The 26,121-nt window shown below is 63.7% G+C and carries 28 protein-coding genes and 1 riboswitch; of the genes, 13 read left to right on the forward strand and 15 right to left on the reverse strand.

The features are described from left to right. The first annotated feature begins 128 nt into the window (after positions 1-128). Positions 129-848 carry a YdcF family protein gene (locus tag AC3CCE_RS08575; RefSeq protein ID WP_023673311.1) on the forward strand — a complete coding sequence of 240 codons (720 nt, stop codon included), beginning with the start codon at positions 129-131 and terminating at the stop codon, positions 846-848. 98 nt (positions 849-946) lie between these two features. Here the strand turns inward: AC3CCE_RS08575 and AC3CCE_RS08580 are convergent, their stop codons facing one another. Then, positions 947-1,579 carry a pyridoxamine 5'-phosphate oxidase family protein gene (locus tag AC3CCE_RS08580; RefSeq protein ID WP_023711719.1) on the reverse strand — a complete coding sequence of 211 codons (633 nt, stop codon included), beginning with the start codon at positions 1,577-1,579 and terminating at the stop codon, positions 947-949. 114 nt (positions 1,580-1,693) lie between these two features. On the opposite strand from AC3CCE_RS08580, the gene AC3CCE_RS08585 reads away from it, so the two are divergent. After that, positions 1,694-2,599: a LysR family transcriptional regulator gene (locus AC3CCE_RS08585; RefSeq protein ID WP_023742890.1), complete on the forward strand. Its 906-nt coding sequence runs from the start codon at positions 1,694-1,696 to the stop codon at positions 2,597-2,599. Between the two features lie 115 nt (positions 2,600-2,714). Then, positions 2,715-3,524 carry a lysophospholipid acyltransferase family protein gene (locus AC3CCE_RS08590; RefSeq protein WP_023673308.1) on the forward strand — a complete coding sequence of 270 codons (810 nt, stop codon included), beginning with the start codon at positions 2,715-2,717 and terminating at the stop codon, positions 3,522-3,524. 69 nt (positions 3,525-3,593) lie between these two features. Here AC3CCE_RS08590 and AC3CCE_RS08595 read toward each other — a convergent pair whose 3' ends face one another. The 3 genes from AC3CCE_RS08595 to AC3CCE_RS08605 form a co-directional block, all read right to left on the reverse strand. Then, positions 3,594-4,220 carry a LysE family translocator gene (locus AC3CCE_RS08595; protein WP_023698717.1) on the reverse strand — a complete coding sequence of 209 codons (627 nt, stop codon included), beginning with the start codon at positions 4,218-4,220 and terminating at the stop codon, positions 3,594-3,596. A gap of 82 nt (positions 4,221-4,302) precedes the next feature. Next, positions 4,303-5,250, reverse strand: a complete 948-nt coding sequence (locus tag AC3CCE_RS08600) for an aldo/keto reductase (protein ID WP_352623525.1) — start codon at positions 5,248-5,250, stop codon at positions 4,303-4,305. Positions 5,251-5,415: 165 nt separating this feature from the next. Next, entirely contained in the window at positions 5,416-5,949 is a 534-nt protein-coding gene (locus tag AC3CCE_RS08605; protein ID WP_352623527.1) for a gamma-glutamylcyclotransferase, read from the reverse strand. Between the two features lie 123 nt (positions 5,950-6,072). Between AC3CCE_RS08605 and AC3CCE_RS08610 the strand changes: the two genes are divergently transcribed. Then, positions 6,073-7,071 (forward strand): DUF2125 domain-containing protein, encoded by a 999-nt coding sequence (locus tag AC3CCE_RS08610; protein ID WP_352623529.1) that lies wholly within the window; start codon positions 6,073-6,075, stop codon positions 7,069-7,071. A gap of 124 nt (positions 7,072-7,195) precedes the next feature. Next, positions 7,196-8,119 (forward strand): sugar kinase, encoded by a 924-nt coding sequence (locus tag AC3CCE_RS08615; protein ID WP_352623531.1) that lies wholly within the window; start codon positions 7,196-7,198, stop codon positions 8,117-8,119. 6 nt (positions 8,120-8,125) lie between these two features. Here the strand turns inward: AC3CCE_RS08615 and AC3CCE_RS08620 are convergent, their stop codons facing one another. Next, positions 8,126-9,061, reverse strand: a complete 936-nt coding sequence (locus AC3CCE_RS08620; RefSeq protein WP_352623532.1) for a prephenate/arogenate dehydrogenase family protein — start codon at positions 9,059-9,061, stop codon at positions 8,126-8,128. A 4-nt stretch (positions 9,062-9,065) separates the two neighbouring features. Beyond that, positions 9,066-10,175, reverse strand: a complete 1,110-nt coding sequence (hisC, locus tag AC3CCE_RS08625; protein ID WP_352623534.1) for a histidinol-phosphate transaminase — start codon at positions 10,173-10,175, stop codon at positions 9,066-9,068. 126 nt (positions 10,176-10,301) lie between these two features. Next, positions 10,302-10,379, forward strand: a riboswitch (SAM riboswitch). Positions 10,380-10,439: 60 nt separating this feature from the next. On the opposite strand from hisC, the gene metX reads away from it, so the two are divergent. Both metX and metW read left to right on the forward strand, forming a co-directional pair. Further along, on the forward strand, positions 10,440-11,609 hold the full coding sequence (gene metX / locus AC3CCE_RS08630) for a homoserine O-acetyltransferase MetX (protein ID WP_023685352.1): 1,170 nt from the start codon (positions 10,440-10,442) through the stop codon (positions 11,607-11,609). Further along, positions 11,606-12,220, forward strand: coding sequence for a methionine biosynthesis protein MetW (gene metW, locus AC3CCE_RS08635; RefSeq protein ID WP_023673299.1), 615 nt, complete (start codon positions 11,606-11,608; stop codon positions 12,218-12,220). Before metX ends, metW begins: the two co-directional genes overlap by 4 nt. Positions 12,221-12,227: 7 nt before the next feature. Here the strand turns inward: metW and AC3CCE_RS08640 are convergent, their stop codons facing one another. After that, a complete protein-coding gene (locus AC3CCE_RS08640; protein ID WP_023694041.1) occupies positions 12,228-12,548 on the reverse strand; it encodes a DUF1330 domain-containing protein in 321 nt (106 codons plus the stop codon). A gap of 247 nt (positions 12,549-12,795) precedes the next feature. Here AC3CCE_RS08640 and AC3CCE_RS08645 point away from each other — a divergent pair, with 247 nt between their 5' ends. After that, positions 12,796-13,731: a glycosyltransferase family 2 protein gene (locus tag AC3CCE_RS08645; protein WP_023673297.1), complete on the forward strand. Its 936-nt coding sequence runs from the start codon at positions 12,796-12,798 to the stop codon at positions 13,729-13,731. A 51-nt stretch (positions 13,732-13,782) separates the two neighbouring features. Here AC3CCE_RS08645 and AC3CCE_RS08650 read toward each other — a convergent pair whose 3' ends face one another. The 3 genes from AC3CCE_RS08650 to AC3CCE_RS08660 form a co-directional block, all read right to left on the reverse strand. After that, entirely contained in the window at positions 13,783-14,571 is a 789-nt protein-coding gene (locus AC3CCE_RS08650; RefSeq protein ID WP_023714977.1) for a DUF1194 domain-containing protein, read from the reverse strand. A 64-nt stretch (positions 14,572-14,635) separates the two neighbouring features. After that, on the reverse strand, positions 14,636-16,456 hold the full coding sequence (locus AC3CCE_RS08655; RefSeq protein WP_352511823.1) for an ABC transporter ATP-binding protein/permease: 1,821 nt from the start codon (positions 16,454-16,456) through the stop codon (positions 14,636-14,638). Between the two features lie 136 nt (positions 16,457-16,592). Next, positions 16,593-17,375 (reverse strand): class I SAM-dependent methyltransferase, encoded by a 783-nt coding sequence (locus AC3CCE_RS08660; RefSeq protein ID WP_023670688.1) that lies wholly within the window; start codon positions 17,373-17,375, stop codon positions 16,593-16,595. A gap of 117 nt (positions 17,376-17,492) precedes the next feature. On the opposite strand from AC3CCE_RS08660, the gene gloB reads away from it, so the two are divergent. Together gloB and AC3CCE_RS08670 are read left to right on the forward strand one after the other, a co-directional pair. Next, positions 17,493-18,260 carry a hydroxyacylglutathione hydrolase gene (gloB, locus tag AC3CCE_RS08665; RefSeq protein ID WP_352459742.1) on the forward strand — a complete coding sequence of 256 codons (768 nt, stop codon included), beginning with the start codon at positions 17,493-17,495 and terminating at the stop codon, positions 18,258-18,260. A gap of 20 nt (positions 18,261-18,280) precedes the next feature. Continuing rightward, positions 18,281-18,712, forward strand: coding sequence for a cupin domain-containing protein (locus AC3CCE_RS08670; protein ID WP_352511824.1), 432 nt, complete (start codon positions 18,281-18,283; stop codon positions 18,710-18,712). Here AC3CCE_RS08670 and AC3CCE_RS08675 read toward each other — a convergent pair. Genes AC3CCE_RS08675 through AC3CCE_RS08685 form a run of 3 tightly spaced genes read right to left on the reverse strand, consistent with a single transcriptional unit; the run spans position 18,709 to position 21,112 of the window. After that, complete coding sequence (locus tag AC3CCE_RS08675) at positions 18,709-19,383, reverse strand: lysoplasmalogenase family protein (RefSeq protein ID WP_352511825.1); 675 nt, start codon at positions 19,381-19,383, stop codon at positions 18,709-18,711. The two genes, AC3CCE_RS08670 and AC3CCE_RS08675, sit on opposite strands and share 4 nt — an antisense overlap. Continuing rightward, positions 19,380-20,267, reverse strand: a complete 888-nt coding sequence (gene yddG / locus AC3CCE_RS08680) for an aromatic amino acid exporter YddG (RefSeq protein WP_352511826.1) — start codon at positions 20,265-20,267, stop codon at positions 19,380-19,382. The genes AC3CCE_RS08675 and yddG overlap by 4 nt, the downstream gene beginning before the upstream one ends. 44 nt (positions 20,268-20,311) lie before the next feature. Next, a complete protein-coding gene (locus tag AC3CCE_RS08685) occupies positions 20,312-21,112 on the reverse strand; it encodes a DUF3108 domain-containing protein (protein ID WP_352511827.1) in 801 nt (266 codons plus the stop codon). A gap of 260 nt (positions 21,113-21,372) precedes the next feature. On the opposite strand from AC3CCE_RS08685, the gene rpmB reads away from it, so the two are divergent. The 3 genes from rpmB (at position 21,373) to AC3CCE_RS08700 (ending at position 23,187) form a co-directional block, all read left to right on the forward strand. After that, on the forward strand, positions 21,373-21,669 hold the full coding sequence (rpmB, locus tag AC3CCE_RS08690; protein ID WP_023670682.1) for a 50S ribosomal protein L28: 297 nt from the start codon (positions 21,373-21,375) through the stop codon (positions 21,667-21,669). Between the two features lie 162 nt (positions 21,670-21,831). Beyond that, positions 21,832-22,512 (forward strand): queuosine precursor transporter, encoded by a 681-nt coding sequence (locus tag AC3CCE_RS08695; RefSeq protein WP_352511829.1) that lies wholly within the window; start codon positions 21,832-21,834, stop codon positions 22,510-22,512. 3 nt (positions 22,513-22,515) lie between these two features. Continuing rightward, positions 22,516-23,187: a polyamine aminopropyltransferase gene (locus tag AC3CCE_RS08700; protein ID WP_023714983.1), complete on the forward strand. Its 672-nt coding sequence runs from the start codon at positions 22,516-22,518 to the stop codon at positions 23,185-23,187. A gap of 5 nt (positions 23,188-23,192) precedes the next feature. Here AC3CCE_RS08700 and AC3CCE_RS08705 read toward each other — a convergent pair whose 3' ends face one another. After that, positions 23,193-24,218 carry an esterase-like activity of phytase family protein gene (locus AC3CCE_RS08705; RefSeq protein WP_352511830.1) on the reverse strand — a complete coding sequence of 342 codons (1,026 nt, stop codon included), beginning with the start codon at positions 24,216-24,218 and terminating at the stop codon, positions 23,193-23,195. Next, positions 24,215-26,113 (reverse strand): cobaltochelatase subunit CobT, encoded by a 1,899-nt coding sequence (cobT, locus tag AC3CCE_RS08710; RefSeq protein WP_023694051.1) that lies wholly within the window; start codon positions 26,111-26,113, stop codon positions 24,215-24,217. The genes AC3CCE_RS08705 and cobT overlap by 4 nt, the downstream gene beginning before the upstream one ends. Positions 26,114-26,121 lie beyond the last annotated feature (8 nt).

A 26,121-nucleotide genomic window follows, 5' to 3' on the forward strand; every position in this document is an offset into this window, starting at 1 on the left:
GAGGGCAGAAGCGAAAACAGTTCGGGGGCAAGGACAGGAATGGAAGGGACGATCACGGATCGAAAACCGACGTAACGCAATGTGCGCTTTTTTCCTTACCAAAAAGGCATTTCAGGATTAACCATAGGATGATGAACGCGCGGGAGTCGACCGGAACGGCTGGACAGATGCCAGTGGTGCGTTTGCGTGTGCGTACGGGGCTGGGCCGTTTGCGCACCGCCCTGCGTCTCGCCTCCCTCTGTCTACTGCTGCTGGTGGCCCTGTTTGCCGGTGGCTTCGGCTGGTTCGCCAGCAAGGTCAGCCACATGACGACCCCGACCAACCCGGCCAAGGCCGATGCGATCATCGTCTTGACCGGCGGTCAGGCCCGCCTCGACGCAGCACTCGATCTGCTTGCCTCCGGCAAGGGCGAGCGGCTGCTGATCTCAGGCGTGCATCCCTCTGCCAGCCGCCGCCAATTGCAGGCTGCTACCGGCGGCGACAAGGCGCTGTTTTCCTGCTGTGTCGACATCGACCGCGCCGCGCTCGACACGATCGGCAATGCCGAGGAAAGCGCTAAATGGGTGGAGAGCCACGCCTATGGCAGCGTCATCCTCGTCACCAACAATTACCACATGCCGCGCAGCCTGCTCGAGATGGGCCGCCTGCTGCATGGCGCCAGGCTTGAACCCTATCCGGTGGTCAACACCAATCTGGACAATGGCGACTGGCTGACCAAGCCGGAAGCGCTACGCGTGCTTCTGACCGAATACAGCAAATACCTGCTGGCGCTTGCGCGCGGCGTCGTCCCGGTCCGCCAGACCGCCGACAGCGTCGCACTGGCCGAGGTTTCGACCGCCAAGGACTAAAGCAATTCCAGGAAAAGTGTGTAGCGGTTTTCCCGGGAAAAGCACGTACGCTTTCCCTTGGGAATTGCGTCCAGACAGACGACTCTGACGGCGCTCGATTACCCCTTGGCCGTGCCGTCTTCCGCGCCACGCAGCCGCGCAATCTCCTGTTCGAGGCTTTCAATCCGCTTGTCGCGTTCGGCGAGTGCGGCCGCGACATCGGCGGCCTCGAATCGCTGCGGAATGTGTTGCGGGCAATTGGCATCCCAGGCCGAGACGGTGAACAAGATGACCTGCTCGGGGCGCGCCTTGTAGTCCTGCGGCATCAGCCTTGCCAGAAGATCGGCATCGTCCTCGACGACGCGCGCCGTGCCCCAGATCTTGACGCGCTGGCGATGCGCATAGTCGATCAGGAACAGGAATGCCTGGTTGTTGTCGGCGAGATTCCCTTGCGTGATGAACTGCCTGTTCCCGGAGAAATCGGCGAAGCCGATGGTCTTTTCGTCCAGCACCTTGAGGAAGCCGGCTGGCCCGCCGCGATGCTGGATATAGGGCTGACCCTCGCCATTTGCGGTCGACAGGAAGACGCTGGTCTGCGCCGCGATGAAGTCGGCGAGGTCGGGCGTGATATGGGCGCGCCATCCGCCGCGCTCCTCGGCGCTGGCATAGCCCTTGCGCGAACCTTTGCGGGTCTGGATCGCCTTGACGGTCGGCGTGAAGGCGACATCGCTGGTGAAAGTATGAGCATTCATGGAAGCCTCCGCGAGGCCGAAACACGGCCATTGTACGCGAAGAGGTAGATCCTTCCATGTTTTGGATGTAGATGGCATAGTTGCAAGCTATCCTTCCAATTTCCGGAAGAAAGTATGGATCGTCTCGAAGCCATGTCGCTGTTCGTCGCCGCGGTGGAAGCGGGCAGCCTTTCCGCTGCCGGCCGCCATTTCGGCATTCCACTGGCAACGGTCAGCCGCAAGGTTTCCGACCTCGAAAAGCACCTTCAGGCGCGCCTGCTGAACCGTTCGACCCGGCAGCTCACGCTGACCGATGCCGGCCAGGCCTATCTCGCCGCCTGCCGCCGCATCCTCGGCGAGGTCGGCGAAGCCGAACGCACCGCTGCCGGCGAATACAGCACGCCGACCGGCGACCTGTTCATCACCGCGCCGGTCGTCTTTGGTCGCCTGCACGTGCTGCCTGTCGTCACCGAATTCCTGGCGGCTTATCCTCAAGTCAACATTCGCCTGACGCTGGCTGACCGGATAACCCAACTGGCGGAGGAACATCTCGACCTTGCCATCCGCATCGGCGAGCTTGCGCCTTCGAGCCTCATTGCCATCCGCGTCGGCGCGATCCGTCGCGTCGTGTGCGCCAGCCCCGCCTATATCGCCGCGCATGGCATGCCGCGGACGCCGGACGATCTGGCCGCGCATGAATGCATCAGTTTCGAAGGGCCTGCAGCGCTCGCCAGCTGGAGCTTTGCCGGCGACAAGGGCGAACTGATCGTGCCGATCCGCTCACGGCTGCGCGTCAACACGGCGGAAGCTGCAATCGATGCCGCGATTGCAGGCGCCGGGATGACGCGGGTGCTCTCCTACCAGATCGCGGACGCAGTACGTTCCGGCGTGCTCGTCCCGGTCTTGCGACCCTTCGAGCCGCAGCCGTGGCCGGTGAGCCTCGTCCATGCCGGCCAAGGCCTGCTGGCGGTGAAACTCAGGGCGTTCCTCGATTTCGCCGCTCCGCGGCTGAAGCAGCGGCTATTGCAGGCGACGTGGTGAGTTGAGGCTGGCTTGAGTCAGTGGCGAGCCGGCCTATGTCAGGCCATTGCGGCGTTTCCTTTTTGCCCGCGCTTGGTGTAACCAACGCACACCTCCTCAACGGGCCCTTCCCCGCATGCTCTATATCCGCTCGCTGGCGTTCAACTTCGTCTTCTATGTCAATCTGATCGTCCAGATGGTCCTCTGGACCCCTTACTACTTCCTCTCGCCACGCCATCGCGCCTGGTTCGTGCCGAAATTCTGGTCGCGCACCAGCCTGTGGCTCTACGACAAGATCGCCGGCACCAGGAGCGACATCACCGGCGTCGAGAACCTGCCGGAGGGCTCTTTCATCCTGGCGCCGAAACACCAGTCGTTTTGGGACGCGATCGCTTTCTTTCCCTTCCTCCACGATCCGCTTTATATCCTGAAGCGCGAGCTGACCTGGATCCCCTTCTTCGGCTGGTACATCCTGAAGATGCGGATGATCCCGGTTCACCGCGGCAGCCGCTCCAAGGCGTTGAAGCAGGTCGTTGCATCGACAAAGCAGGAGATGGGGCGCAATCCGCGCCAGCTGATTATCTACCCCGAAGGCACGCGCCGAGCGCCAGGCGACGAGCCGGCTTACAAATACGGCATTGTCGAGCTCTATACGCAGCTTGGCGTCCCGGTGGTACCGGTCGCCCATGTCGCCGGCCTCTATTGGCCTCGCCGCAAATTCTTGCGCTTTCCCGGCACCATCAAGGCCCGCTTCCTGCCGCCGATTCCGCCCGGGCTCGGCAAGGACGAATTCATGGACCGGCTGATCGGCGATACGGAAGCCGCCTGCGACCAGCTGCTGATCGAGGCATCGCAGGCTCCTAACCCGCCGCAAATGCCGCCGACGGCGGTCAAGCGGCTGGCCGAACTCGCCGCGGCCGCCAAAGCAATTCCAGGAAAAGTGTGAGCGGTTTTTTCCGTCCTGAATCGCGCCAAAACAAAAAAGACCAAAGCTTGATCTCTTCTGCGGGCCGGCTCAAGGCCACGCCGCCAGCGCCGTTGTCAGCACCAGCGTCGCCGCGAAGGCCAGATTGATGATCCGCGACGCCAGCGGCTGGCGCAGGGTGCGGGCGAAGGCCGCGCCGGCCAGCAGCCACAGCACATGGATGGCTACGATCATCAGGGTGAGAACCGCCAGCCTGGCCGGGATGCCGAGAGCATCGGCGCCGGCTGCGGTCGCGGAGCCAGCAAGGACCGCAGCAATCGCCACATAGGCTTTCGGGTTGGCAACGGCGAGCAGGAAGCCGCCGAGGAAGGTCGGCAGAACCGCGCTGCTGTCACGCGCGGCCAGCGGCGGCGCTGTCGCTATTCTGTAGGCGAGGTAGAGAATATAGGCGGCGGAAGCGACCGCCAGCACTGGCGCTACGCCCGGCATCGAGGTGAGGATAGCCTTGATGCCGGTGGCCACCACCAGCAGCACCGCGACCGTGCCTAAAATGATCCCCGATGTGTAGTGAAGCGAATTGCGCAGGCCGAAGGCGGCCCCTATCGCCGTGACGCTGATCGTCGCCGGGCCAGGACTGCCCATTACGACGGTTGCCGCCAGCACCAGCGCCAGCAATTGCTGCCAGGGCTGCGCCTGCGAAAGAATGTCTGCGGCCATGCTGCCTCTTCTCCCAATAATGGAGAACAGTGTGGCAAGGCGGACAGCCGTCGTCTTGGACGATCGTGCCGAACCTGCGCGGCTAGGCGCTGGCCTTGTCCAGCGCCACGAGATCCTCCGCGCTGAGCTTCAGCGATGCGGCGCGCACCAGGCTGTCGACCTGGTCCAGCGTCGTGGCGCTGGCGATCGGCGCGGTGATGCCGGGCTGCGCCATCACCCAGGCGAGTGCTACTTCCGCCTGCTTGGCCGAATGGCGCGCCGCCACAGTGTCGAGTGCGGCCAGAATGCGCATGCCGCGCGCATTGAGATAAGCCTTCACGCCGCCGCCGCGTTCACTTTTGCCGAGATCGGCCTCGCGACGGTATTTGCCGCTCAAAAACCCCTTGGCGAGGCTGAAATAGGTGATGACGCCGATATCCTCGGCCACGCACAGATCATGCAGCGGCCCGTCGAAGGATGAGCGGTCGTAGAGATTGTATTCCGGCTGCAGCACGCTGTAGCGCGGCAGCCCGCGCAGGCTGGCAACATCGAGCGCGGCGCGCAGCTGGCCGGCGTCAAGATTCGAGGCGCCGATATGGCGGACCTTGCCGGCAGCGAGCAGCTTCTGGTAGGCGCCGAGCGTCTCTTCGTAAGGCGTGGTCGGGTCCGGCCAGTGCGACAAATAGAGGTCGATCACATCGGTCTGCAGCCGCTCAAGCGACGCCTCGACCGCCCTTTCGATATGGGCAGCGGACAGATCCTTCTTGCCTTGTCCCATATCCGAGCCGACTTTGGTGATGACGATGATCTTGTCACGGTTGCCGCGGCTTTTCATCCATTTGCCGATGATGGTCTCGGACTCGCCGCCCGCGTGGCCCGGCACCCAGCGCGAATAGGCATCGGCCGTATCGATAGCGTTGAGGCCGGCGTCGCCGAACTGGTCCAGTAGGTCGAAGGAGGTCTTCTCGTCCGCGGTCCAGCCGAAGACATTGCCGCCCAGGACCAGCGGCGCGATGGAAAGGTCGGTTTGACCGAGACGGCGTTTTTGCAAGACGGGGCTCCGTGGGCTGGCGGCGGGCGTACCCGAATGCTTCGGGCCGCAGCTAAGCTAGGTCTCGCCGCGCCGAGGTCAAAGGCCTCAGCCAATTTTTCCAGCGTGCCAGCGCTTCACAAAGGCGCGAGCGCTTCGCCTGCAGGCCCGGCGTGGTCCACTGGCTCACGAGGCGATCCGCTTCGCCACCTCTTCCAGCCAGTGGTCGCTGATACCCAGCGCCGCGAGATGCTGCAGCGTGTTGAGCACATAGTCCTCGTTGTTTCCGGACTGGCCGACGGCGCCACGGATAACACCTGCCGCATGCGCGGGGTCGAGCCCGCCGGCATACTGCTCATGCTGGCGGTCGACGATATAGGCGACCGCTTTCACTCTCTCTCCCGCGGCCGCCCCATTCCCGTCGAGGCTGATATCGAGCACACGCTCGAGGTAGACGCTGGTCACCAATTCGCGCTCGCGCAGATAGGTCAGCACCTCATCGCGCAGCTCGCCGGGCACGCGAAAGGCCAGCCCGATGCAGGAGCCGCCACGGTCGAGGCCTAGCACCAGGCCCGGCCGCTGGCGCGTGCCGCGATGCACGAAGGAAAAGACGCACAGCGACCGGCGGTAGCCGTAAAGCCGCGCGCGCCGTGTCTCGACATGGGCGAATCCCGGTCGCCAGATCAGCGAGCCGTAGCCAAAAACCCAAAAATCGCCCATATCGCCAAGCCTGATTGTACGAGAGTGACGCCGCCGCATCGAATCGGTGCTCTTCTGTTCTTTTTGCTTGTTGCGTAAGCCACAGTCCACCCGCAACACGCCCGCGTTAATGAAAGCCGCAGCATGACGTCAAGTGACGAGCGTCCGTCGAAGTTTCGCCACCGGCTGATGTGGCTCGCTGCCTTGGTCGTTATGCTGTTCGGCGCCTACAGCGCGGTCTGGTTCTATGTCGCCGGTCGCGTCAGCAGCGAAGCCGACAAGGCGGTGGCCTCGCTCAAGGACAAAGGCATCGAGGCCGGCTGCGCCAACCTCACCGTCAGCGGCTACCCCCTGCGTTTTGCCATCTCCTGTGACAATCTGGCTTACGAGGACGACGCCAGGAACGTTGCCGCCTCGGCAGGCAGCTTCAACTTCGTTGCAGAACTCATCCGGCCTTTGTCGCCTGCCGCCGAGTTGCGTGGGCCGCTGCGGACCTCGGTGCCCGGGATGGCGCCGCTATGGATCGATTGGGACAATCTGCAGGTCAATGCCAAGCTCTCCTGGCCCTTGCCACGCAGCATTTCGCTGCAGGCCGAGAGCTTGTCCGGCCAGACCGATCCGGCCGACGACACCGACCCGGTTTCACTGTTCAGCGCCGGAACGGCGGCGGGCGAGTTGCGACCCGACGGCCAGGACATCGGCTACGTCGGCAGCTTCACCGATCTTGAGATCGACGCCGACGCGATCGGCGGGCGCGTGCTGCCGCCGCTCGACGGCAGCGGCGACGCGACGCTGAAGAACGGCGTCGCGCTGATGAAGACGCAGGCCAGGAGCCTGCGCGGCCAGGCGGTCGGCATCCACAAGCTCGATCTGTCGTCGGGAACCGCGCGCATCACCGTCTCCGGCCCGGTGTCGGTCGACGCCAACGGCCAGGTCAATGCCGACCTGACGATCAAGCTGCAGGATCCCAAAGCCGTGGCGGCAATCCTCGCCACCGCAATCCCCGAGCAGAAGAGCCAGATCGAGCAAGGCTTTGCCGGTCTGGCGCTGCTCGGCAACGAACCGTCGATGCCGCTCAAGGTGGTGAAGGGCAAGGTCTCGCTCGGCTTCATTCCGCTGGGCAAGATCAAGCCGCTCGATTAGAGCAATTCCAGGAAAAGTGTGAGCGGTTTTCCGTCCGGAATTGCGTTAAAACAAAGAGATAGAGCATGATCGCAAAGAGCGGGAATGGCTTTTGGGGAGAGATCATGTTCGAGCAAGCCGACGCATGAACCGACCGGTGAAACTGCTGAGCGTTGGCGCGCTGACGCTGGATACCATCCTGGCCGTCGAAACCCTGCCCACGCATCAGGGCAAGTTCATCGCCTCGGACGGCATCCAGATCGCCTCGGGCATGGCGACAAGTGCTGCCTGCGCCGCCCGCCGTCTCGGCGCCGAGGTGTTCCTGTGGGCAAGTGCAGGTGACGATGCCGTCGGCGACCAATTGCTGGCCGGCATCGAGGCCGAGGGCGTCGATTGCGGCTTTGTCCGCCGCGTCGAAGGCGCCCGCTCGGCGCTGGCCGCGATCCTGGTCGACGCTCATGGCGAGCGCATCATCGTGCCCTTCTACGACCCAAAGGCGCAGGCCGACCCCGAGGCGGTGCCTGTCGCCGATCTTTCCGGCTTCGATGCCGTGCTGGTCGATGTGCGCTGGCCGGGCGCCGCCGCTCTTGCCTTGACCGCCGCGCGCAGCGCCGGCCGTCCCGCCATCCTCGACGCCGACACGGCGCCGGTTGAGGTGCTGGAGCGCCTGCTGCCGCTGGCATCGCACATCGTCGCTTCGGAGACGGCGGCACGCATCGTCTGCGGCCATGCGCTGGACCCCGGAACCGCCTGTGCCGACCTCGCCAGCCGCACCGATGCCTTCGTGGCGGTGACCGGCGGCGCCGCGGGAAGCTGGTGGCATGACCGGTCCGCCGGATGCGTGCGCCACATCGCGGCGCCGAAGATCAAGGCGGTCGACACGCTTGCCGCCGGCGACGTGTTTCACGGTGCCTTTGCCGTCGGGCTTGCCGAAGCCATGCCTATCGAGCAGGCCTTGCGCTTTGCCAGTGCTGCCGCCGCGCTCAAATGCCAACGCTTCGGCGGCCGGCTGGGAGCGCCAAACAGGGCCGACACAATGGCCATGCTCGAAGCGACGTGGCCCGCTTGAGGGAACTTAGCTCTTCGCCGGATGTTCCACCGCCTGGCGGCCAAAATCCGGCACGTCGATGTCCTGGCCGGCCTCGATGATCGAACGGCGAACGGCCCGGGTGCGGGTGAACAGGTCGAACAGCTTGTCGCCGTCGCCCCAGCGGATCGCCCGCTGCAGCGAGGCGAGGTCCTCCGAAAAGCGCGCCAGCATTTCCAGGATGGCATCCTTGTTGTGCAGGCACACGTCGCGCCACATGGTCGGGTCGGAGGCGGCCAGACGGGTGAAGTCGCGGAAACCGGAAGCCGAATATTTGATCACTTCCGACTTGGTCACCGATTCCAGATCGTCGGCCGTGCCGACGATGTTGTAGGCAATGATGTGCGGAAGATGCGAAACGATGGCCAGCGTCATGTCATGATGCTGCGGGTCCATCGTGTCAATGTTGGAGCCGCAGCGCCGCCAGAATTCCGACAGCTTTTCCAGCGCGGCCGGATCGGTTCCCGGCAGCGGCGTGAAGATGCACCAGCGGTTTTCGAACAGCTCGGCGAAACCCGCATCCGGGCCCGATTTCTCCGTACCTGCCAGCGGGTGCCCCGGAATAAAATGCACGCCTTCCGGCACATAGGGCTGCATTTGCGCAATGACGGAGGCCTTGGTCGAACCGACATCGGTGAGGATGGCGCCTTTTTTCAGCGCCGGCGCGATCTCTTGCGCCACCTCGCCCGACGATCCCACAGGCACCGAGACGATGATCAGGTCGGCATTGCGGACCGCTTCCCTGGCGTCGGTGGTGTAGCTCTCGCCAAGACCGAGCTCCTTCGCCCGTGCCAGCGTGGCCGGGCTGCGCGTCGCGATGGCGACATGGCGGGCCAGGCCCTCGCGGCGGATAATGCGGGCCAGCGACGAGCCGATCAGGCCGATGCCGACCAGCGCGATCTTTTCAAACATCGGTGCTGTCATTGTTTCAGCTTTTCAGGAATGTCGTGAGGGCATCGATGACGCCGCGATTGGCTTCTTCGGTGCCGACGCTCATGCGAAGCGCATTGGGAAAGCCATAGCCGGTAACGCGCCGCAATATATAGCCGCGCTGGGTGAGGTAGTCGTCCGCCGCCTCAGCCGAATGCCTCTTGTCGTCGGGAAAGTGGATGAGGACGAAATTGCCGACGCTGGGCGTCACGCGCAGCCCAAGCTTCGTCAGCTCTTCATTCAGCCAGGTAAGCCAGGTCTCGTTGTGCAACGAACTGCGCTCGACATGGGCGCGGTCGCGGATGGCGGCAATGCCGGCCTCGATCGCTGTTGCGTTAACGTTGAAAGGGCCGCGGATACGGTTGATGGCATCGACGATGTGCAGTGGGCCATACATCCAGCCGATGCGCGCGCCGCCAAGGCCGAGCTTGGAGAAGGTGCGGGTCATGACCACATTCTGTGCGCTGCCCGCCAGCTCGATGCCGGCCTCGTAGTCATTGCGCCTGACATATTCGGCATAGGCCGCGTCGAGCACCAGAAGCACGTTGCCCGGGAGCGTGGAATGCAGGCGGCGGACCTCCTGGAACGGCAGATAGGTGCCGGTCGGATTGTTGGGATTGGCGAGGAAGATGATTTTGGTCCGCGGCGTCACCGCGGCCAGGATCGCGTCGACGTCGGCGCGCTCCTCGGTTTCCTTCACAGCAACCGGCTTGGCCCCCGCCGACTGAATGTAGATCTTGTAGACCATGAAGGCATGTTCGGTAAAAATCGCCTCATCGCCTGGCGCCAGATAGGTCTGCGCCAGCAGGCCCAAAATCTCGTCGGAACCGTTGGAGCAGATGATGTTTGCCGGGTTGAGGCCATGCACCTCGGCGATCGCCTCGCGCAGCCGGCGGGCGGTGCCGTCGGGATAGACATCGAGCTTGCCAGCCACTTCGCGCGCGGCCTCGATCGCCTTCGGCGACGGGCCGAGCGGGTTCTCGTTCGACGACAATTTATGGACCTTGGCGACGCCGGCCGGTGCCGTGCTCTTGCCCGGCACATAGGCGTCGATGTCCATAATGCCCGCGCGGGGCGTCGGCCGTGCCTTGTCCGCTGTCTTGTCCATGTCGCAAATCCATCGAGAATGCCTCCGTCCGGAGGCCGCAGCGGAAATACAAGCCGTAGCCGCGAATGTCGAGAGGCGGGCAATAGCTGGCCGTTGACGCCGGGCCGCACGAGTTCTAGAAGAACGCAACAGTTCCGTGGTGATTTGGCCGGTCGGCTTGCAGCCACGTTAAACAACTCGCTAAAGGGCCGTTTGCGTGACGTAACCGGCTTTGCGATCGCACTGCCGGTTTTTTATTGCCTGACGGCGGGCAAGGAGAGTCACATGGCCGCGCTCCGCGCTACAAAAACCAACAACGAGGCCGACAACCCGTCGAGCCCTGTGTTGCGTTTTGGCCCTGACAAGCCGCTGAAGCTCGACGCCGGCACGCTTTTGTCGCCGTTCCAGATCGCCTACCAGACATATGGCGCCCTCAACGATGCCCGCACCAACGCCATCCTGGTCTGCCACGCGCTGACCGGCGACCAGCATGTCGCCAGCACCAATCCGGTGACCGGCAAGCCCGGCTGGTGGGAAGTGCTGATCGGTCCCGGCAAGATCATCGACACCAACCGCTTCTTCGTCATTTGCTCCAACGTCATCGGCGGCTGCCTCGGCTCCACGGGTCCGGCCTCGACCAATCCCGCCACCGGCAAGCCCTACGGCCTCGACCTGCCAATCATCACCATCCGCGACATGGTGCGGGCGCAACTGATGCTGGTCGACCATTTCGGCATCGAAAAGCTGTTTTGCGTGCTCGGCGGCTCGATGGGCGGCATGCAGGTGCTGGAATGGGCATCGTGCTATTCCGAGCGCGTCTTCTCGGCCCTGCCGATCGCCACAGGCGCACGCCATTCCTCGCAGAACATCGCCTTCCACGAGGTCGGCCGGCAGGCCGTCATGGCCGATCCGGACTGGCATGGCGGCAAATATTTCGAGCACGGCAAGCGCCCGGAAAAGGGGCTCGCCGTGGCGCGCATGGCCGCCCACATCACCTATCTGTCGGAAGCCGCCCTGCATCGGAAATTCGGCCGCAATCTGCAGGACCGCGAAGCGCTGACCTTCGGTTTCGACGCAGATTTCCAGATCGAAAGCTATCTGCGCCACCAGGGCATGACATTCGTCGACCGCTTCGACGCCAACTCCTACCTCTACATGACCCGTTCGATGGATTATTTCGACCTCGCCGCCGACCATGGCGGCCGGTTGGCAGATGCCTTTGCCGGGACCAAGACCCGCTTCTGCCTGGTGTCCTTCACCTCGGACTGGCTGTTCCCGACCGAGGAGAGCCGCTCGATCGTGCATGCGCTCAACGCCGCCGGCGCCTCCGTCTCCTTCGTCGAGATCGACACCGACCGCGGCCATGATGCCTTCCTGCTCGATGAACCCGAACTGTTTGCCGCCATCAAGGGCTTCATCGGCTCGGCGGCCCGCGCAAGGGGGCTCGCCTCATGAGCGTCAATGGCAGCCAGCGCGTCGACCTCGAAGTCGTGGCCAACCTGATACCGCCGCAGTCGCGGGTGCTCGATGTCGGCTCCGGCGACGGCCTGCTGCTCGAACTCCTGCAGGAGACCAAGCAGGTCGACGGCCGCGGGCTGGAGCTGTCACAGCGCGGCGTCAATGAATGCGTGGCGCGCGGTCTCTCGGTCATCCAGGGCGATGCCGATACCGACCTCGAATTCTATCCAGACAAGGGTTTTGACTTCGTCGTCCTGTCTCAGACGCTGCAGGCGACCCGCAACCCGAAGCTGGTGCTCGACGAGCTGCTGCGAATCGGCAACCGCGCCATCGTCTCCTTCCCCAATTTCGGCCACTGGCGGGTGCGGCTGTCGCTGTTCGTCAATGGCCGGATGCCGGTGACCGCGGACCTGCCCTATTCCTGGTACGACACGCCCAACATCCATTTCTGCACCATCCGCGACTTCGTCAATCTGGTCGAGGAACTCGGCGCTTCGGTCGAGAAAGCCACCGCGCTCGACGGCAACGGCCAGAAGATCGGACTGTCGATGCCATGGTGGTTCTGGAATTTCTTCGGCCAGCAAGCGGTGTTCTTGCTGAAGCGGTAGTTTGCCCCTATTCCAGCACGTCCGTCGCCTTGTGCGGGTGCTGAACGCCATCGGCGATGATCACATCGGCGTGGGAGTTGTCGGTGCGCAAGGCCAGAATCTCCCGATAGGCTGATGAATCGTACCAGCCCCACGCATGCGCCCTGTCCGGAAACTCGATGACGATCAGATGCCCGGGCCATTCGTTTTCGACCACGTCCATGTCGCCGCCGTGGACAAGGAAGCGGCCGCCGAACGGCTCCAATGTGGCGTCGATCCTCTGCAGATACTCGACAATCTGCGGGCCCATTGTGACTTGACGCATATGGGCGACGGCGTAGGCGGCCACGGCTGAACTCCCTGTGAGATCGAAGCCCGACGACCGGCTTCGTTGGCGCAATCTGCAGACATGATGGCCATCGGTCGATTACGTCTGGGGTAATCGGCCGGCTTACGGCGTCCTGGCTCAACAGTTTGTGATGACATTGCCGCTGGTTTTTTGTAGCGTCGAATCGAATGCCATCCCGGGGTAAGGCTTGGACGGCGACCATCAAAACCTCCGGCCTCCAGGCATTTCGGGGCACAATCGAAGCAACATGTCCAAGGCAACCGACCTCGCTCCGCTGATCTCGGTGATCACACCGACGCACAATCGCCGCAGCAAGGTGGTGCGCGCCGTGGAGAGCGTGCTGGCGCAGAATTTTCCCCGGTTCGAACACATTGTCGTCGATGACGGCTCGACCGACGGTACGGCAGCCGCACTTGCCGAAATCCGCGATCCACGGCTGATCTATGTTGGCTCGAAATGGCGCGGCGCCAATGCCGCCCGCAATGCCGGCATCGAGCGGGCGCAGGCGCCGGTGGTGACATTCCTCGATTCCGACGACGTCTATTTGCCGGATCGCCTGGCGCGGACGCTGGAGCAGTTCGACAACAATCCCTCACTCGAAGTGCTGATCAGTTCCTTCGTGTCGCTGAAGGGCAATCGCCGCACCAACTGCGTCAACCGCGAGGCGCTGCTGAGCCGCGACTCGCTGGAGCGGGCCCTTGTCGCGCAGACCATCTTCATTGCCGGGTCGGCAATCACCGCCCGGCGCGAGTCGCTGCTGGCCATCGGCGGCTACGACAGTGACGTCACGCGCATGCAGGATCGCGAATTGTTGCTGCGCTTTGCCCGTCGCAGCGGCGCGCAGCTGTCCGAAGTGATCGACTGGAAAAAGTACAACTCGGAGAATTCGATCTCCGGTCGCCGGGACGGCTATGTCGAAGCCTATGCGAGCTTGATCGACAAGCACCCCTATATCGCCGACCGCTACCCCTACATTCCGCCTTACATGATCGCCCGGCAGCTCATCGCCGATGCACTCAAGGGCAGGGTTTCGCAGGCGTTCTCCGGCTATATGGCCAACCGGTCGTCGAAGGCGCTTGGCTATTCGCTGCCGCAGCTGTTGCGTGGCTATGTCGGCGGCCGGCGCTGGCGCCGCGATCTCTATGCCGAATTTCGCGACAAATACGGTGCACGGCCGGCCTGAAGTTTGCCGACAAGCCGCGCAGCGGCTTTCCCCTCCGAACTGCCTCAAACCTCATTTGTCGAGTTCCGGCAGATATGGGTCGGAATATAGCCGCCGGTCGCGTTCGCCCTGTAGGCAGTCCATGGGTGCGGCGGCATCGATCGGGACCACGGTCGCATCGGCGATGCCGCTCACCTCCAGGATCAGCTTGCGGCGTATGGCGGTGGCGAATTCCGAGGCCGCATAGATCGGCAACACGAAGGAGCCTGGCCCACCGGTGACGCAGTCGTCATAATACTGGTCGAGATGGCTGAACGTCGGCGACGGGCTGATCAGGATCGGCAGGCCGTTGATGACGATGCCCTTGGCCACCGCCGCATCGCGTGTCGTGGCGACGGGCAGCCCGGTGTTGTTGGGACCGTCGCCGGAAATGTCGATGACGCTGCGTGGCGCATCGAACCCCGTGCCCTCGAACAGCCCGGCGCCGAAGGCAAGCGCACCGGAAATCGAGGTGCCGCGAAAGCTGCGGAACGGCCGCGCTTCTATTCTGTCGGCGAAGGCGTTGGCGCTCTCTGCGCTGTCGATCACCTGCCAGGCGATGACGCCATCCTCGCGCACGACGCCCGCCCATTCGAAATAGGCAAGCGCGATGCGCCCGGTGGTTCCCGAGCGCACGGCCTTGATGAAATCGGGATGCCTGAGCGCCTCGACATAGCCAGCGCGCTGCAGCGCGAACTCCCTCTCGTCCATCGACTGTGATATGTCGACGGCCAGCACCAGTTCGACATCCACGGCAACGGCCGGGGCAGCCACGGGCGTGGTGCAGGCAAGGCAGGCAAGCAGGCTGAGCGCATCGAGCATGGCCGCACCACGGATGTTTCGACCCGTGAATCTTCGCCGCGATCGCGGCGAAATAAAGCCCCTTCTACTTCTTTCGCCGCACGGCCGCTTTCGGCGGCGGGTCGATGGCGCCGGTCCTGACTCGGGCGGGTTTCAATGGCGCAGCACCCGTATCCTTCACGATGTTCAATGCGCGTGGAAAGAAATGACCATTGTGCAGTCCGCGCCCGATGTTGAGGATCGCGGTTTCCGGCAGGCGTTTCTCCAGCATGGACAGTACCCTTCGCAGCGAAGGACCATCGAACGCGTCCATCGCTTCGTCGATGATCACCCATTTCGGCTGCCGCAAGGCCAGCCTGGCGAAGGCCAGCGACCGCTGTTCGTCATCGTTGAGTTCCCGCTCCCAGCGTGCGGAACGGTCGAGCAAGGATGACAGCCGCTCGAGGCCGACCTCGGCCAGCACCGCCCCAAAATCAGCATCGCCAGCCGGCGCCGAGCCATTCGGATGCAGCACTTCGCGTAACGTGCCGGCAGGAAAATACGGAACACGCGGCACGAAAATCGGCGTTTCTCCGGCCGGCAAGCCGATCCGCCCGCTGCCCCAGGGCCAAAGGCCGGCAATGGCGCGGAAGAACAATGTCTTGCCGGCGCCTGGGTCGCCGGTGATCATGACGCGCTCACCGGGATGGATCTCGACATGGCTGTCTGAAAGTTTGGTGCAGCCCTCCGGCGAGGCCACTTGGAGCTTCTCGAAGGTCAGGCTGCCATTGGCGTTATCGCCGAATTCGATGCGCTTTTCCTTGTCGTGCAACACATCGGTTTCATCGAGCGCAATGCGGAAGTCGGCAACGCGCATCAGCGTGGCGCGCCAGTCGGCGATGCCGCCGATATTGTTGATGAACCAGCGCAGCGACGAGTGCACCTGGTTGAAGGCGCCGACCGCCATCATCAACCCGCCAAAGCTGATATCGCCTGAAAAATAGACCGGCGATGCCACAAGGATCGGCGCCACCACGGTGATCCAGCCATAGGTATCGGTCACCCAGGAAAGGTTGATCTGCGCTTTGTAGATGTTTCGCATCGCGCCCAGCACCGTGCCAAGGTCGATTTCGAGCCGTCTCTTGGCATCGGCTTCGCCGTGATAGAGCGCGATGGCGTCGACATTCTCGTTGACGCGCACCATCCCGGAACGCAGCTCGGCCTCGCGGGTGTAGCGGTCGCTGTTGAGGCGGATCAGCGGCCGCCCGACCAGCCAGCTCAGCCAGGAGGCGATGCCGGCATAGAGGAACGCGGCCCAGACCATGTAGCCCGGTATCGCCAGCGACCAGCCGTTGATGTGGAAGACGAAGCCCGACGAGAGTTGCCAAAGCACGCCGACGAACGACACCAGCAGGATGAAGGATTGCAGCAGGCCGACGCCGAGGTCCGTCGACAGATCGGACAGATGCGCGGCATCCTGCTGCATGCGCTGGTCGGGATTGACGCCGATGGCGCCGGCATTGGCGAGCCGGAAGGCCCGCGCCGGCCGCATCCATTGGTCGATCAGGTCGAGCGTCAGCGCCTCGCGCAGCTTCAGCCGGATCATCTGGTTGAGCCAGGTCTGAGCGATGTTGAGCAGGAGCAGCGTGCCGGCAATCACGGCAAAGATCATCAGCTGATGCAGGAAGGCCGCCATGTCGCGACGCGCCAGCGCATCGTAGAAAGGCTGGTTCCAGCGGTTGAGCAGAACCTGGCCGATCGACGTGGCGACGATGACCGCCATAATGCCGACCGACGTCCAGACCAGCCACTTGCGCACCGGTGAGCCTACCAGCGCCCGTTTGATCGTCGCCACCTGATCGCGCAGGCTGCTGGCTTCGACGGTTGCCGGCTGAGCGGTGGCGGACTTGTCCGGTTGATCAGCCATGCACGAGGTCCTTGCGTTCAGAAGCGTTGCTGAACCAGATGGAGAGACTTGAAGGCATCCGCCGCTCAAACGGACCGCGAATGCATCTGCGACAGATAGGTGGGAAAAACCCACGCAACACCAGTTTTCATGATGATCACGAAGGTGTCACCTGACGCGTCGTCGATGTCACCCCTTCCGCCCGGCGGCCAAGCCGCGTCGCACCGTGCGGTGACAGTACCGGCACGAAGACACGGCGCGAGGCGCGCTGCGCGACCGGCACGCCCTGATAGAGCCGCTTCTGCGCCTCGACCACGATGACGCCGGAAAAGATCGGCCAGAACCGCCGGCCGGCGCGCTCCAGCACATTGTGGAACCGCATCATGAAGCGCCGCGGCGATGGCGGGAAGAACAGCGCGTCGGACCAGGAAGCCGGTGTGAAATTCGCCTCGCGCAGCAATTCTGTCAGCTGGCCGCGCGAGAACGGCCGGCCATTGCCGAACGGCGTGTGCTCGAACCGCGCCCAGACACCGCGCCGGTTGGGCACGACGATGACGACGCGCCCTGCCGGCGACAGCACCCGCCAGATCTCGTTCAGCGTCTCGCGCGGGTTTTCGACATGTTCGAGCGAATGCACGAGCAGCATGCGGTCGATGCAGGAATCGACCAGCGGCAATTCCTCGTCGAAGACCAGCGCCGTAGCCGTCGGCCCGTTCGCCGGCCAGACGACGGCGCCTTGCGTAGCAGGCATGAAGGCAAACACCCGCTCGGCATCGGTGCCGAACCGCTCCAGCCACGGCAAGGTATAGCCGAGCCCGACCAGCCGCTCATTGGGCACTGTTGCCCATATTGAGGACAGCGCCATGGTGATCGAGCGTTCAGCCAGGCGGCCGAGCGTGGTCGAATAGAAGGAGCGGAGATCGACGATATCGGAATGCATGCGCGGGACGGTAGCTGCGATGCCGCCCAAGTTCAACAAAGCCGGCACGTTCTGCAAAGCTAGATGACATCAGCGGCCAAGCGCCCTATGTCTGCGCCAACAGATGGAGAGATGCCAATGCCCGTCGAAATCGAACAGTTCATGTGCCGCAGCGACAATTTCGGCGTGCTGGTGCATGACCCGAAAAGCGGCGAGACCGCCATTATCGACGCACCCGAAGAAGCGCCGATCATTGCCGCTATCGAGCGTACCGGCTGGAAGCCGACAATGATCCTGACCACCCACCACCATGTCGACCATGTCGAGGCCAATCTGGCGCTGAAGGAGCGCTTCAAGCTGCGCATCGTCGGACCGGAGGCGGAAAAGGAAAAGATCCCCGGCATCGACGAGACCGTCGGGCAAGGCTCGGTCGTCCATCTCGGCGGTGAGCGGATCGATGTCATCGCCACGCCCGGCCACACTGCGGGCCATGTCTCCTATCATTTTCCGGCCTCGAAAGTGGCGTTCACCGCCGACACTTTGTTCGCGCTCGGCTGCGGCCGGCTGTTCGAATGCAAGCCGCCGGTGATGTATGAGTCGCTGAAGAAGCTCGCCGCACTCCCGGCGGACACGGTCATCTATTGCGGCCATGAGTATACGCTTTCGAACGCCCGCTTTGCGTTGACCGTCGACCCGACCAATTCGGCGCTCAGGGAACGCGCCGCCAAGATCGAGACCCTGCGCGCCGACAACAAGGCGACGCTGCCGACCACGATCGGCGAGGAATTGTCGACCAATCCGTTCCTGCGCTGGCACGACCCGGCGATCCGCAAGCATCTCGGCATGGAGGAGGCCTCCGACGCCGAAGTGTTCGCGGAAATCCGCAAGCGCAAGGACAATTTCTGAGCATCGTTCCGGGATCAGCCATGACCAGCGCCGCTGAAATCATCGCCATGCTTGGCCTCAAGCCGCATCCGGAAGGCGGCTGGTATGCCGAGACCTTTCGCGACGGCGCCGGTGGCGCGCGTGGCCATTCGACGGCGATCTATTTCCTCCTTGAACAGGACCAGATTTCGGCCTGGCACCGGGTCAAGGACGCGGCCGAGGTCTGGCATTTCCATGCCGGGGCGCCGCTGGCGCTGTCGATGTGCGAGGAAGGCAGTCCAAAGGTTAACCAGGTGATCGAGCAGGTGCTCGGCATTGAACTTGCGGCGGGCGAGCGGCCGCAGATCGTCGTGCCGGCCGGCTGGTGGCAATCAGCGCGCAGCCTCGGCGAATGGACGTTGGTCGGCTGCACCGTGGCGCCGGGCTTCGACTTCGCCGCGTTTGAAATGGCCGAGCCGGGCTGGCAGCCTTAGGCCAGAAGAAAACCAAGAGTTATGCAGAGCTGGGCGGCATAGTACAGCACCCAGACCGCATAACGGATGCCGGCGCGATAGGGTGCTATTGCCGGAACCAGGAATTTCTCCGCGGCAAGCAGCCCGTCCGATGCCATGAACATAACAGCGCCGCCGATGACCCACGGATTGTCGAGCGTCAACGCCGAGATGCCCATCGCCAGAATGGCCGCGATATAGACGGCGATCGGCACCCGCAGGCCGGGACTGACACGGCGCCAGAGCGCCGCCAGCATGACGACTGCGAAGGCCGCCATGGCAAGCGCGATGGCGCCGCGCCATGTCTCGGTGCTGAGCACATCCAGCCCGCCGCCGCCGCGCAGGAAGAGCGGCACATAGAGGACATGCGCCGCAAGGAAGCTGGCCAGCCCGCCGAGGAAGGCCTTTTCGCCGTCACGCGACAGGAAGGCGTCGCCGACGGCGCTGAGCGCCAGCGCCGCGACGAGCAACAGCTGCCCACCTTGCATGAAGGCCAGCGCCGCAAGCATGGCCACGGCCAGCGTCTTTGCCGCCGAGCGGGCCAGCGTCGGCCGCATGTCCAGGGTGAAGGCGTAGATCACCGCTGCCACCAGCGAAAAAATCAATGTGGCGTTGGCATTGGCGTCGATGCCGCCGGCAAACGGCATCGTCATGCGCTTGCTCTACCCGTCGCCGGCTTCCGCACGAACAGCGATTTCGCCGCCAGCGCCGCGCCGCCGGTGATCAGTACGCAGGCCGCCAGGATACGCAGCGACGGCTCGGCAACGCCCGCCGCGATCAGCACCAATGTCGACAGCAGTGGCGCCGCATAGCTTGCCGCGCCGAGCACCTGGATGTTGCCTCGTTTGACGCCGATATCCCAGGCGTAGAAGGCGGCACCCACCGGCATCAACCCCAAACCAACCACCGCCAGCCACTGGCCGGGGCCATCGGGCAGCACCGTCTTTTCCAGCAGAAGATGGCAGATGAGGGACAGGGCTGCCGTGGCGGCGCAGAACCAGGTGACGATCGAGGTCGGCACCGCCGGAAAGCGCCGCGACAGCAGCGAATAGGACGACCACAGTAGCGCACAGACGGCCGCCATCGCATAGCCGAAGGTGTAGCGAGCATCGAAGGCGAGGCCGCCACCCTTGGTGACGATCAGCACGGTCCCGGCGAGCCCGAGCAGCGCGCCGACGACGTGGTTCCAGGCCAGCTTCTCGCCCGGCATCAGCGCTGATCCCAGCACGATCAGCAGCGGCCACAGATAGGCGATCAGGCTTGCCTCCACCGCCGGCGCGTTGCGCAGCGCGGTGAAATAGAAGAAATGGTAGCCGAACAGTCCGGCAATGCCGATCACCCAGACCTGGCGTGGGATCTTCAGGCTTTTATCGGTCGCCGGCATGAACAGCCGGGCAACCAGCCCGACCGCGGTGCCGATGGTGAAGGTGATGGCCGAGAGCAAGAATGGCGGCACGGCGCCCGACGCATCGGTGAGCAACGCCAGCAGCGCCCACATGGCGACCGCCGAGAAACCGATCAGTGTTGCGCGCCCCATGCCCGTCTCCGGCGACGCGCCCCATTCTATTCGGGTGGGCGCGTCTATTCAGTTGCTTCGAACCGCCCCGCGCTGACAGTCAAGGTGCCGATCTGCGTCCCGACCGTGGCGTGGATCGGCGCATATATGCCGGTTTGGCCGAGCGGTGCAAACGTCACCATCATCTGGCTCTTCTTCTTCAGGTAATTCAGCGCCTTGCGGCCCTTGCGGTAGCCTGCCACCGGCTCGAAGCTCATCTTGCAGGTAACGGTGTCGCCCTTGTAGCCCTTGACCGAGATCGATCCTTTCGAGGCGTAGGTCAGCGTCAGGTCGGCGCGCATCTCGCCGTCATAGAATTTCACCTTGCGCCCACAGACCTGGTCGAGGCTGTCGGCATGGATGACGGTAGCCGCCATCGGATCGAGCACCGATGCCAGATCGTTGCTGCCCAGCGGTATCCAGTTTTTGGGATTGCGCTTTTTCGGTTCGGGAATGACCTGGGTGGCGGTCACCGCGCCATTGGCAAAGCGGATATCGACCATGGAAGCCTTCTTGCCGGACTTATAATCCGCGCGAAATACCTGTGGCTGTATCTGCTTGCCCAGGATCTTGCCCTTTGACGAGATCGTGCCGCTCGTGTCGTCGAACAAGGTGGCGAGACCCGCGCTGGAGACGGTGCCGTCTATGGAATAGTTACCGCCTTCGTAGTGGCTGGAAAATGTCGCCTTGGCCACGGAAAGGCCGAGGAACGACACCGTGTATTCGCCCTTGAAGGACTGTGCGGTGGCTGCGGGCGCGGCAGCAAGGGTTGATGTCGGCAAGGCGGCGACAAGTATGGCGACAATGGCATGTGACGGGCGAAGCATGGCGGGCTCGGTCCTTGATTTTTTTTAACCGGAGGCGGGCGACTCCGGCTTGAGATGTCCCTGTCCGACCGCTTATAGGCTGAATTCCGGCCTTTATGTGAAACGCTCGTCACAGTCGTGGGTAAGCCGGAGCTTGACGCATTGGCGAAATGCAACTATGGAACGCCAACTTTTCCATAAGGCCGCCTGACTGAAACCGCGCGCCACCCGGCGCGGGCGAACAAGGTTTGGCAGGCTAGACAGAACTGAAGGTTAGAACCATGTCCCGCACCTGCGAACTCACTGCCAAGGCAGTCCAGACCGGCAACAATGTGAGCCACGCCAACAACAAGACCAAGCGCCGCTTCCTGCCGAACCTCGTCAATGTGACGCTGATTTCGGAAGCGCTGAACCAGAATGTGCGCCTGCGCATTTCGGCCAACGCGCTGCGTTCGGTCGAGCATCGCGGCGGCCTCGACGCCTTCCTAGCCAAGGCCGACGCCAAGGAATTGTCGCAGCGCGCGCGCCTGTTGAAGAAGCAGATCGCCAAGAAGCTGGCTGACCAGCCCGCCGCTTAACGATATCAAGGCGGGGGACGACCGCCCTGAGCATCGGAGCAATCCGATGCTCAAAACATTAAAGGCAGCAGCATCGGAGCAATCCGATGCTCAAAACTTGCAAGGCAGCGCGATCCGGATTTCGGCTAGCGCCTGGCTGGTTCCATTACCCAGAATAAAAAAATGACTTCCTTCTCGCGATATCTGCCCTTTGTGGCCGCCATGGCGCTTGTCGTCGTGGCATCGAACATCCTCGTGCAGTTCCCGATGCAGGGCCAGGCCGGCGGTCTGTCGCTGGGCGACATCTTGACCTGGGGCGCCTTCACCTATCCCTTCTCCTTCCTGGTCACCGACCTTGCCAACCGCCGCTACGGGCCGACCGTGGCGCGCCGCATCGTCCTTGTCGGCTTCATGACCGCTGTGGTCTGCTCGATCCTCGTCCCGCCCTTCCTGTTTCGCCACGGCCTGATCGAGTTCGAGACATCAGCCGACCGGCTGGTGCGCATCGCCGCAGCTTCCGGCGCGGCTTTCCTTTGCGCGCAATTGCTCGACGTCACCGTGTTCAACCGGTTGCGCCGGCAGAGCTGGTGGCGCGCGCCGATCGTCGGCACGCTGGTCGGCTCGGTGCTCGACACCCTGGTATTCTTCAGCATCGCCTTTTCGGCCGCCTTCGCTTTTGCCGGCCCGAACGACAGCTTTGCGCTGGAGACGGCGCCGCTGATGGGCGTGCTGCCGGTCGAGACCATGCGCTGGGTCTCCTGGGCGCTGGGCGACCTCTCGGTGAAGCTGATCATCGCTGTTGTGGCCCTGATCCCCTACCGGCTGCTCGCCGCCCACTGGAGCCAGCCGACCGTGGCTGTCTAGGCCGTGATCCCTTGGGTCCAGCTCGGCTCGGCCAAAACGCCTGACGGCGGACAGGAACTGCGCCTCAAGCAGCGCGGCAGCGAATTCTCGATCATGCTCGGCACCAATGAGCTGATGAACAGCCGCCTCAGCGGCTCCGAAGAAGCGCTGGCCAAGCTCTCCTGTGAAAAGATCGGCGGCCGCGCCCAACCGAAAATCCTGATCGGCGGCCTCGGCATGGGTTTTACGCTGCGCGCTGCGCTTGCCCAATTGGGCGCCGACGCAGGCATCACGGTTGCCGAGCTTGTCCCCGCCGTCATCGCCTGGGCGCGCGGCCCCATGGAGGCGGTCTTCGCCGGCTGTCTCGACGATCCCCGTGTGACGGTTCGCGAAGCCGACGTCGGGCACATCATAAGATCCGACAAGGCAGCCTGGGACGCCATCCTGCTCGATGTCGACAATGGCCCCGAAGGCATCGTCTACAGGGGCAACGACGCCCTCTATGGCGCTGCCGGCCTCGGCGCGGCGCGTGCAGCGCTCAGGCCCGGGGGCGTGCTGGCTGTTTGGTCGCAAGGCCCCGATGCCGGCTTCACACTTAGGCTCAAGCAGGCGGGCTTTGTCGTGGACGAGGTGAAGACGCGCGCCAATGGCAAGCGCGGCGCGCGCCACGTCATCTGGATCGCCACCAAGCCTTAGGGCTCTCAATCCTGGTGCAGGATGAATTCCAGATAGAGGTTGCGCTGCAGGATCGAGTGGTTGTCGTCCGAGATCAGCGACACCATCAGCGCTCCGTCATCGCGGGTCCAGACGTCGAGTCCTTCCATATTGTCGATCTGGTAGCCCATGTCGGCTTCCATCAGCACCGGCCCGTCGGCAACCGCGCCCTTCTCGACGCTTTCGCCATAGATGCACCTTAGCCGCATCCTGACACCGCCGGCCATCGAGAAACTGCGCTCCAAAAGCAGCAGGTCGCCATCCGGCAGGAAGGCGCCGTCAGTGATGTCGAAATCACCGTTGCGCTTGACCGTGAAGACGCCCTTGTGCGGCCCTTCGATGATGGCGGCATAGATGTTGCCAGCCTTGTCCAAGCTCTTTTCCGAGACCACGACGAGGCCGCCCTCGTGCTGGCCGCTAGGATTGGCGTGGGTGACCGTCTCGAAACCGCGGTTCTGTCGCAGTTCGCGGGCTGGAATCAGAAAGTTCAGTTGCTTGAAAGGCGCCGTCATGTTGCTGGGGTCGATCTTGAACTGGGCGACGCGGTGATCGCGCTCGAAGCCGACGGTGGCGATGCCGTCCTTGACTGCAAGGCCCTCGGCATCGACTTCCCATTTCCTGTCGATCGGCCGGCCCTTCTCATCGACCATCTGCTGCATGCGGAAATTCTGGATGCCGGACGGCCGCTTGTCGGCATCATGGGTGATCGAGCCGAAGAACCAGAAGCCCGTATCGGCGACGCCGATGAAATCGCTACCGGGTTTGACGAACCGAAATGCCGACAGCGCGCCGAAATCGCGCGTCGTCGAGTTCATCTCAAGACCGCCGACGAATTCCAGCGGCCCAAACTGCTTGTCGGCGCTGCCGATATGGAAGGTGGTGATCGGCCGCGCCGAGACTTCGACCGGCTCGACCGCGCTTGGGCCGGCGGCGATGGCCGGCGCAAACGCCATGCCGGACAAGGCAGTGACCGCGAAGAGCATCTGCCGAAACCCGCCGCACAAAAAAATCATCCGGCGCGCCGGTAGCCGCCGCGGCGTGTATCGCGCACGTTTTCCTCGGCGAACAGCGAGGCCAGCTGCTCGGTCATGGCGCCGGCCAGTTCCTCGGCATCGACGATGGTGACGGCGCGCCTGTAATAGCGGGTGACGTCGTGGCCGATGCCGATGGCCAGAAGCTCGACCGGCGAGCGCGTCTCGATCAGCTCGATGACGGCGCGCAGGTGGCGCTCGAGATAGTTGCCAGGATTGACCGACAGCGTCGAATCGTCAACCGGCGCGCCGTCCGAGATCATCATCAGGATCTTGCGCTGTTCGGGCCGGGCGATCAGCCGGTTGTGCGCCCATAACAACGCCTCGCCGTCGATGTTTTCCTTGAGCAGGCCCTCGCGCATCATCAGGCCGAGATTGCGCCGGGCGCGGCGCCACGGATGATCGGCGGATTTGTAGATGATGTGGCGCAGATCGTTGAGCCGGCCGGGGTTCGGCGGCTTGCCGTCCTTCAGCCATTTCTCGCGCGCCTGTCCGCCCTTCCACGCCCGCGTGGTGAAGCCGAGGATCTCGACCGAGACGCCGCAGCGCTCCAGCGTGCGCGCCAGAATGTCGGCACAGGTGGCGGCAACCGTGATCGGCCGGCCGCGCATCGAGCCCGAATTGTCGAGCACCAGCGTCACCACCGTGTCGCGGAATTTGGTGTCGCGCTCCTGCTTGAACGACAAGGGCTGCATCGGATCGATGACGACACGAACCAGGCGTGCCGGATCGAGATAACCCTCTTCGAGGTCGAAATCCCAGGAACGGTTCTGCTGCGCCATCAGGCGGCGCTGCAGCCGGTTGGCGAGCCGGCCGACGACGCCGGAGAGATTGGCCAACTGCTTGTCGAGGAAGGCGCGCAGCCGGTCGAGTTCTTCCTCCTCGCACAGCTCTTCCGCACCGACCGTCTCGTCGAAGGCGGTGGTGAAAACCTTGTAGTCGATCTCTTTCGGCAGATTGGTGAAGGGGTTGTCGTTGCGGCGGGCTTCGCCCGGCGTTTCGGCGTCCGCATCGTCATCGTCGGAAAGATCGTCGGCGGTGGCGTCGGACGCCTCCGTCTCGGACGACTGTTCGTCGTCGGCCGAGGCCTCGGCATCCTCGGACTGCGACTGCTCGGAGCCGGAATCCTCTTCGCCGCCCTCCTCGCTCTGCTCCTCGCCTTGCGGCTGGTTGTCGTCATTGTCCTCGGAGTCTTCGGTCTCCTGATCGTCGCCGAGTTCCTCGGCCATCTCCATGGACGCCAGCATCTCACGCACGACGCGGGCGAAGGCCTGCTGGTCGCCGAGCTTGGCCGACAGTCCGTCGAGATCGGCCTTGGCCTTCTCCTCGACCCAGGGTCGCCAGAGGTCGACCAGACGCTCGCCGCTCTTCGGGATCGGCCGCCCGGTCAGCTTCTCGCGCACCATCAGCGCCAGCGCTTCCTCGATCGGCGCGTCGGCCTTGTCCTTGACGTCGACAAGGTTGGCCTTGGCGTATTTGTCCTCCAGCATCGAGCCGATATTGTCGGCGACGCCTTGCATGGCGCGGCTGCCGATCGCCTCGACGCGGGCCTGTTCCACGGCGTCATAGATCGAGCGCGCCAGCTTGCCTTCCGGCGCCAGTTTGGTGTGGATGCGCTGATCGTGGCAGGCGCGCTTCAGCGCCATGGAATCGCCCAGGCCACGAGTAATCGCGATGTCTGTCTTGGACGCTTTCTTCGGCAGTTCGGGCAGTCGGGCGCGGCTGCCGGCGAGCGCCGGGCGGTCCTTGGCGAAACCGACTTCGAGCTCCTTGTCGCCGGCGATGGCGCGCATGCAGACGGTGACGGCACGCTTGAAGCTGTCGGCTTCAGACCCCGTCTTCGACTTGTTGCGCGTGTTGTCGCCCGGACCCGCCATCGAGGCTC

The organism is Mesorhizobium sp. P160187 (genome assembly GCF_057766425.1).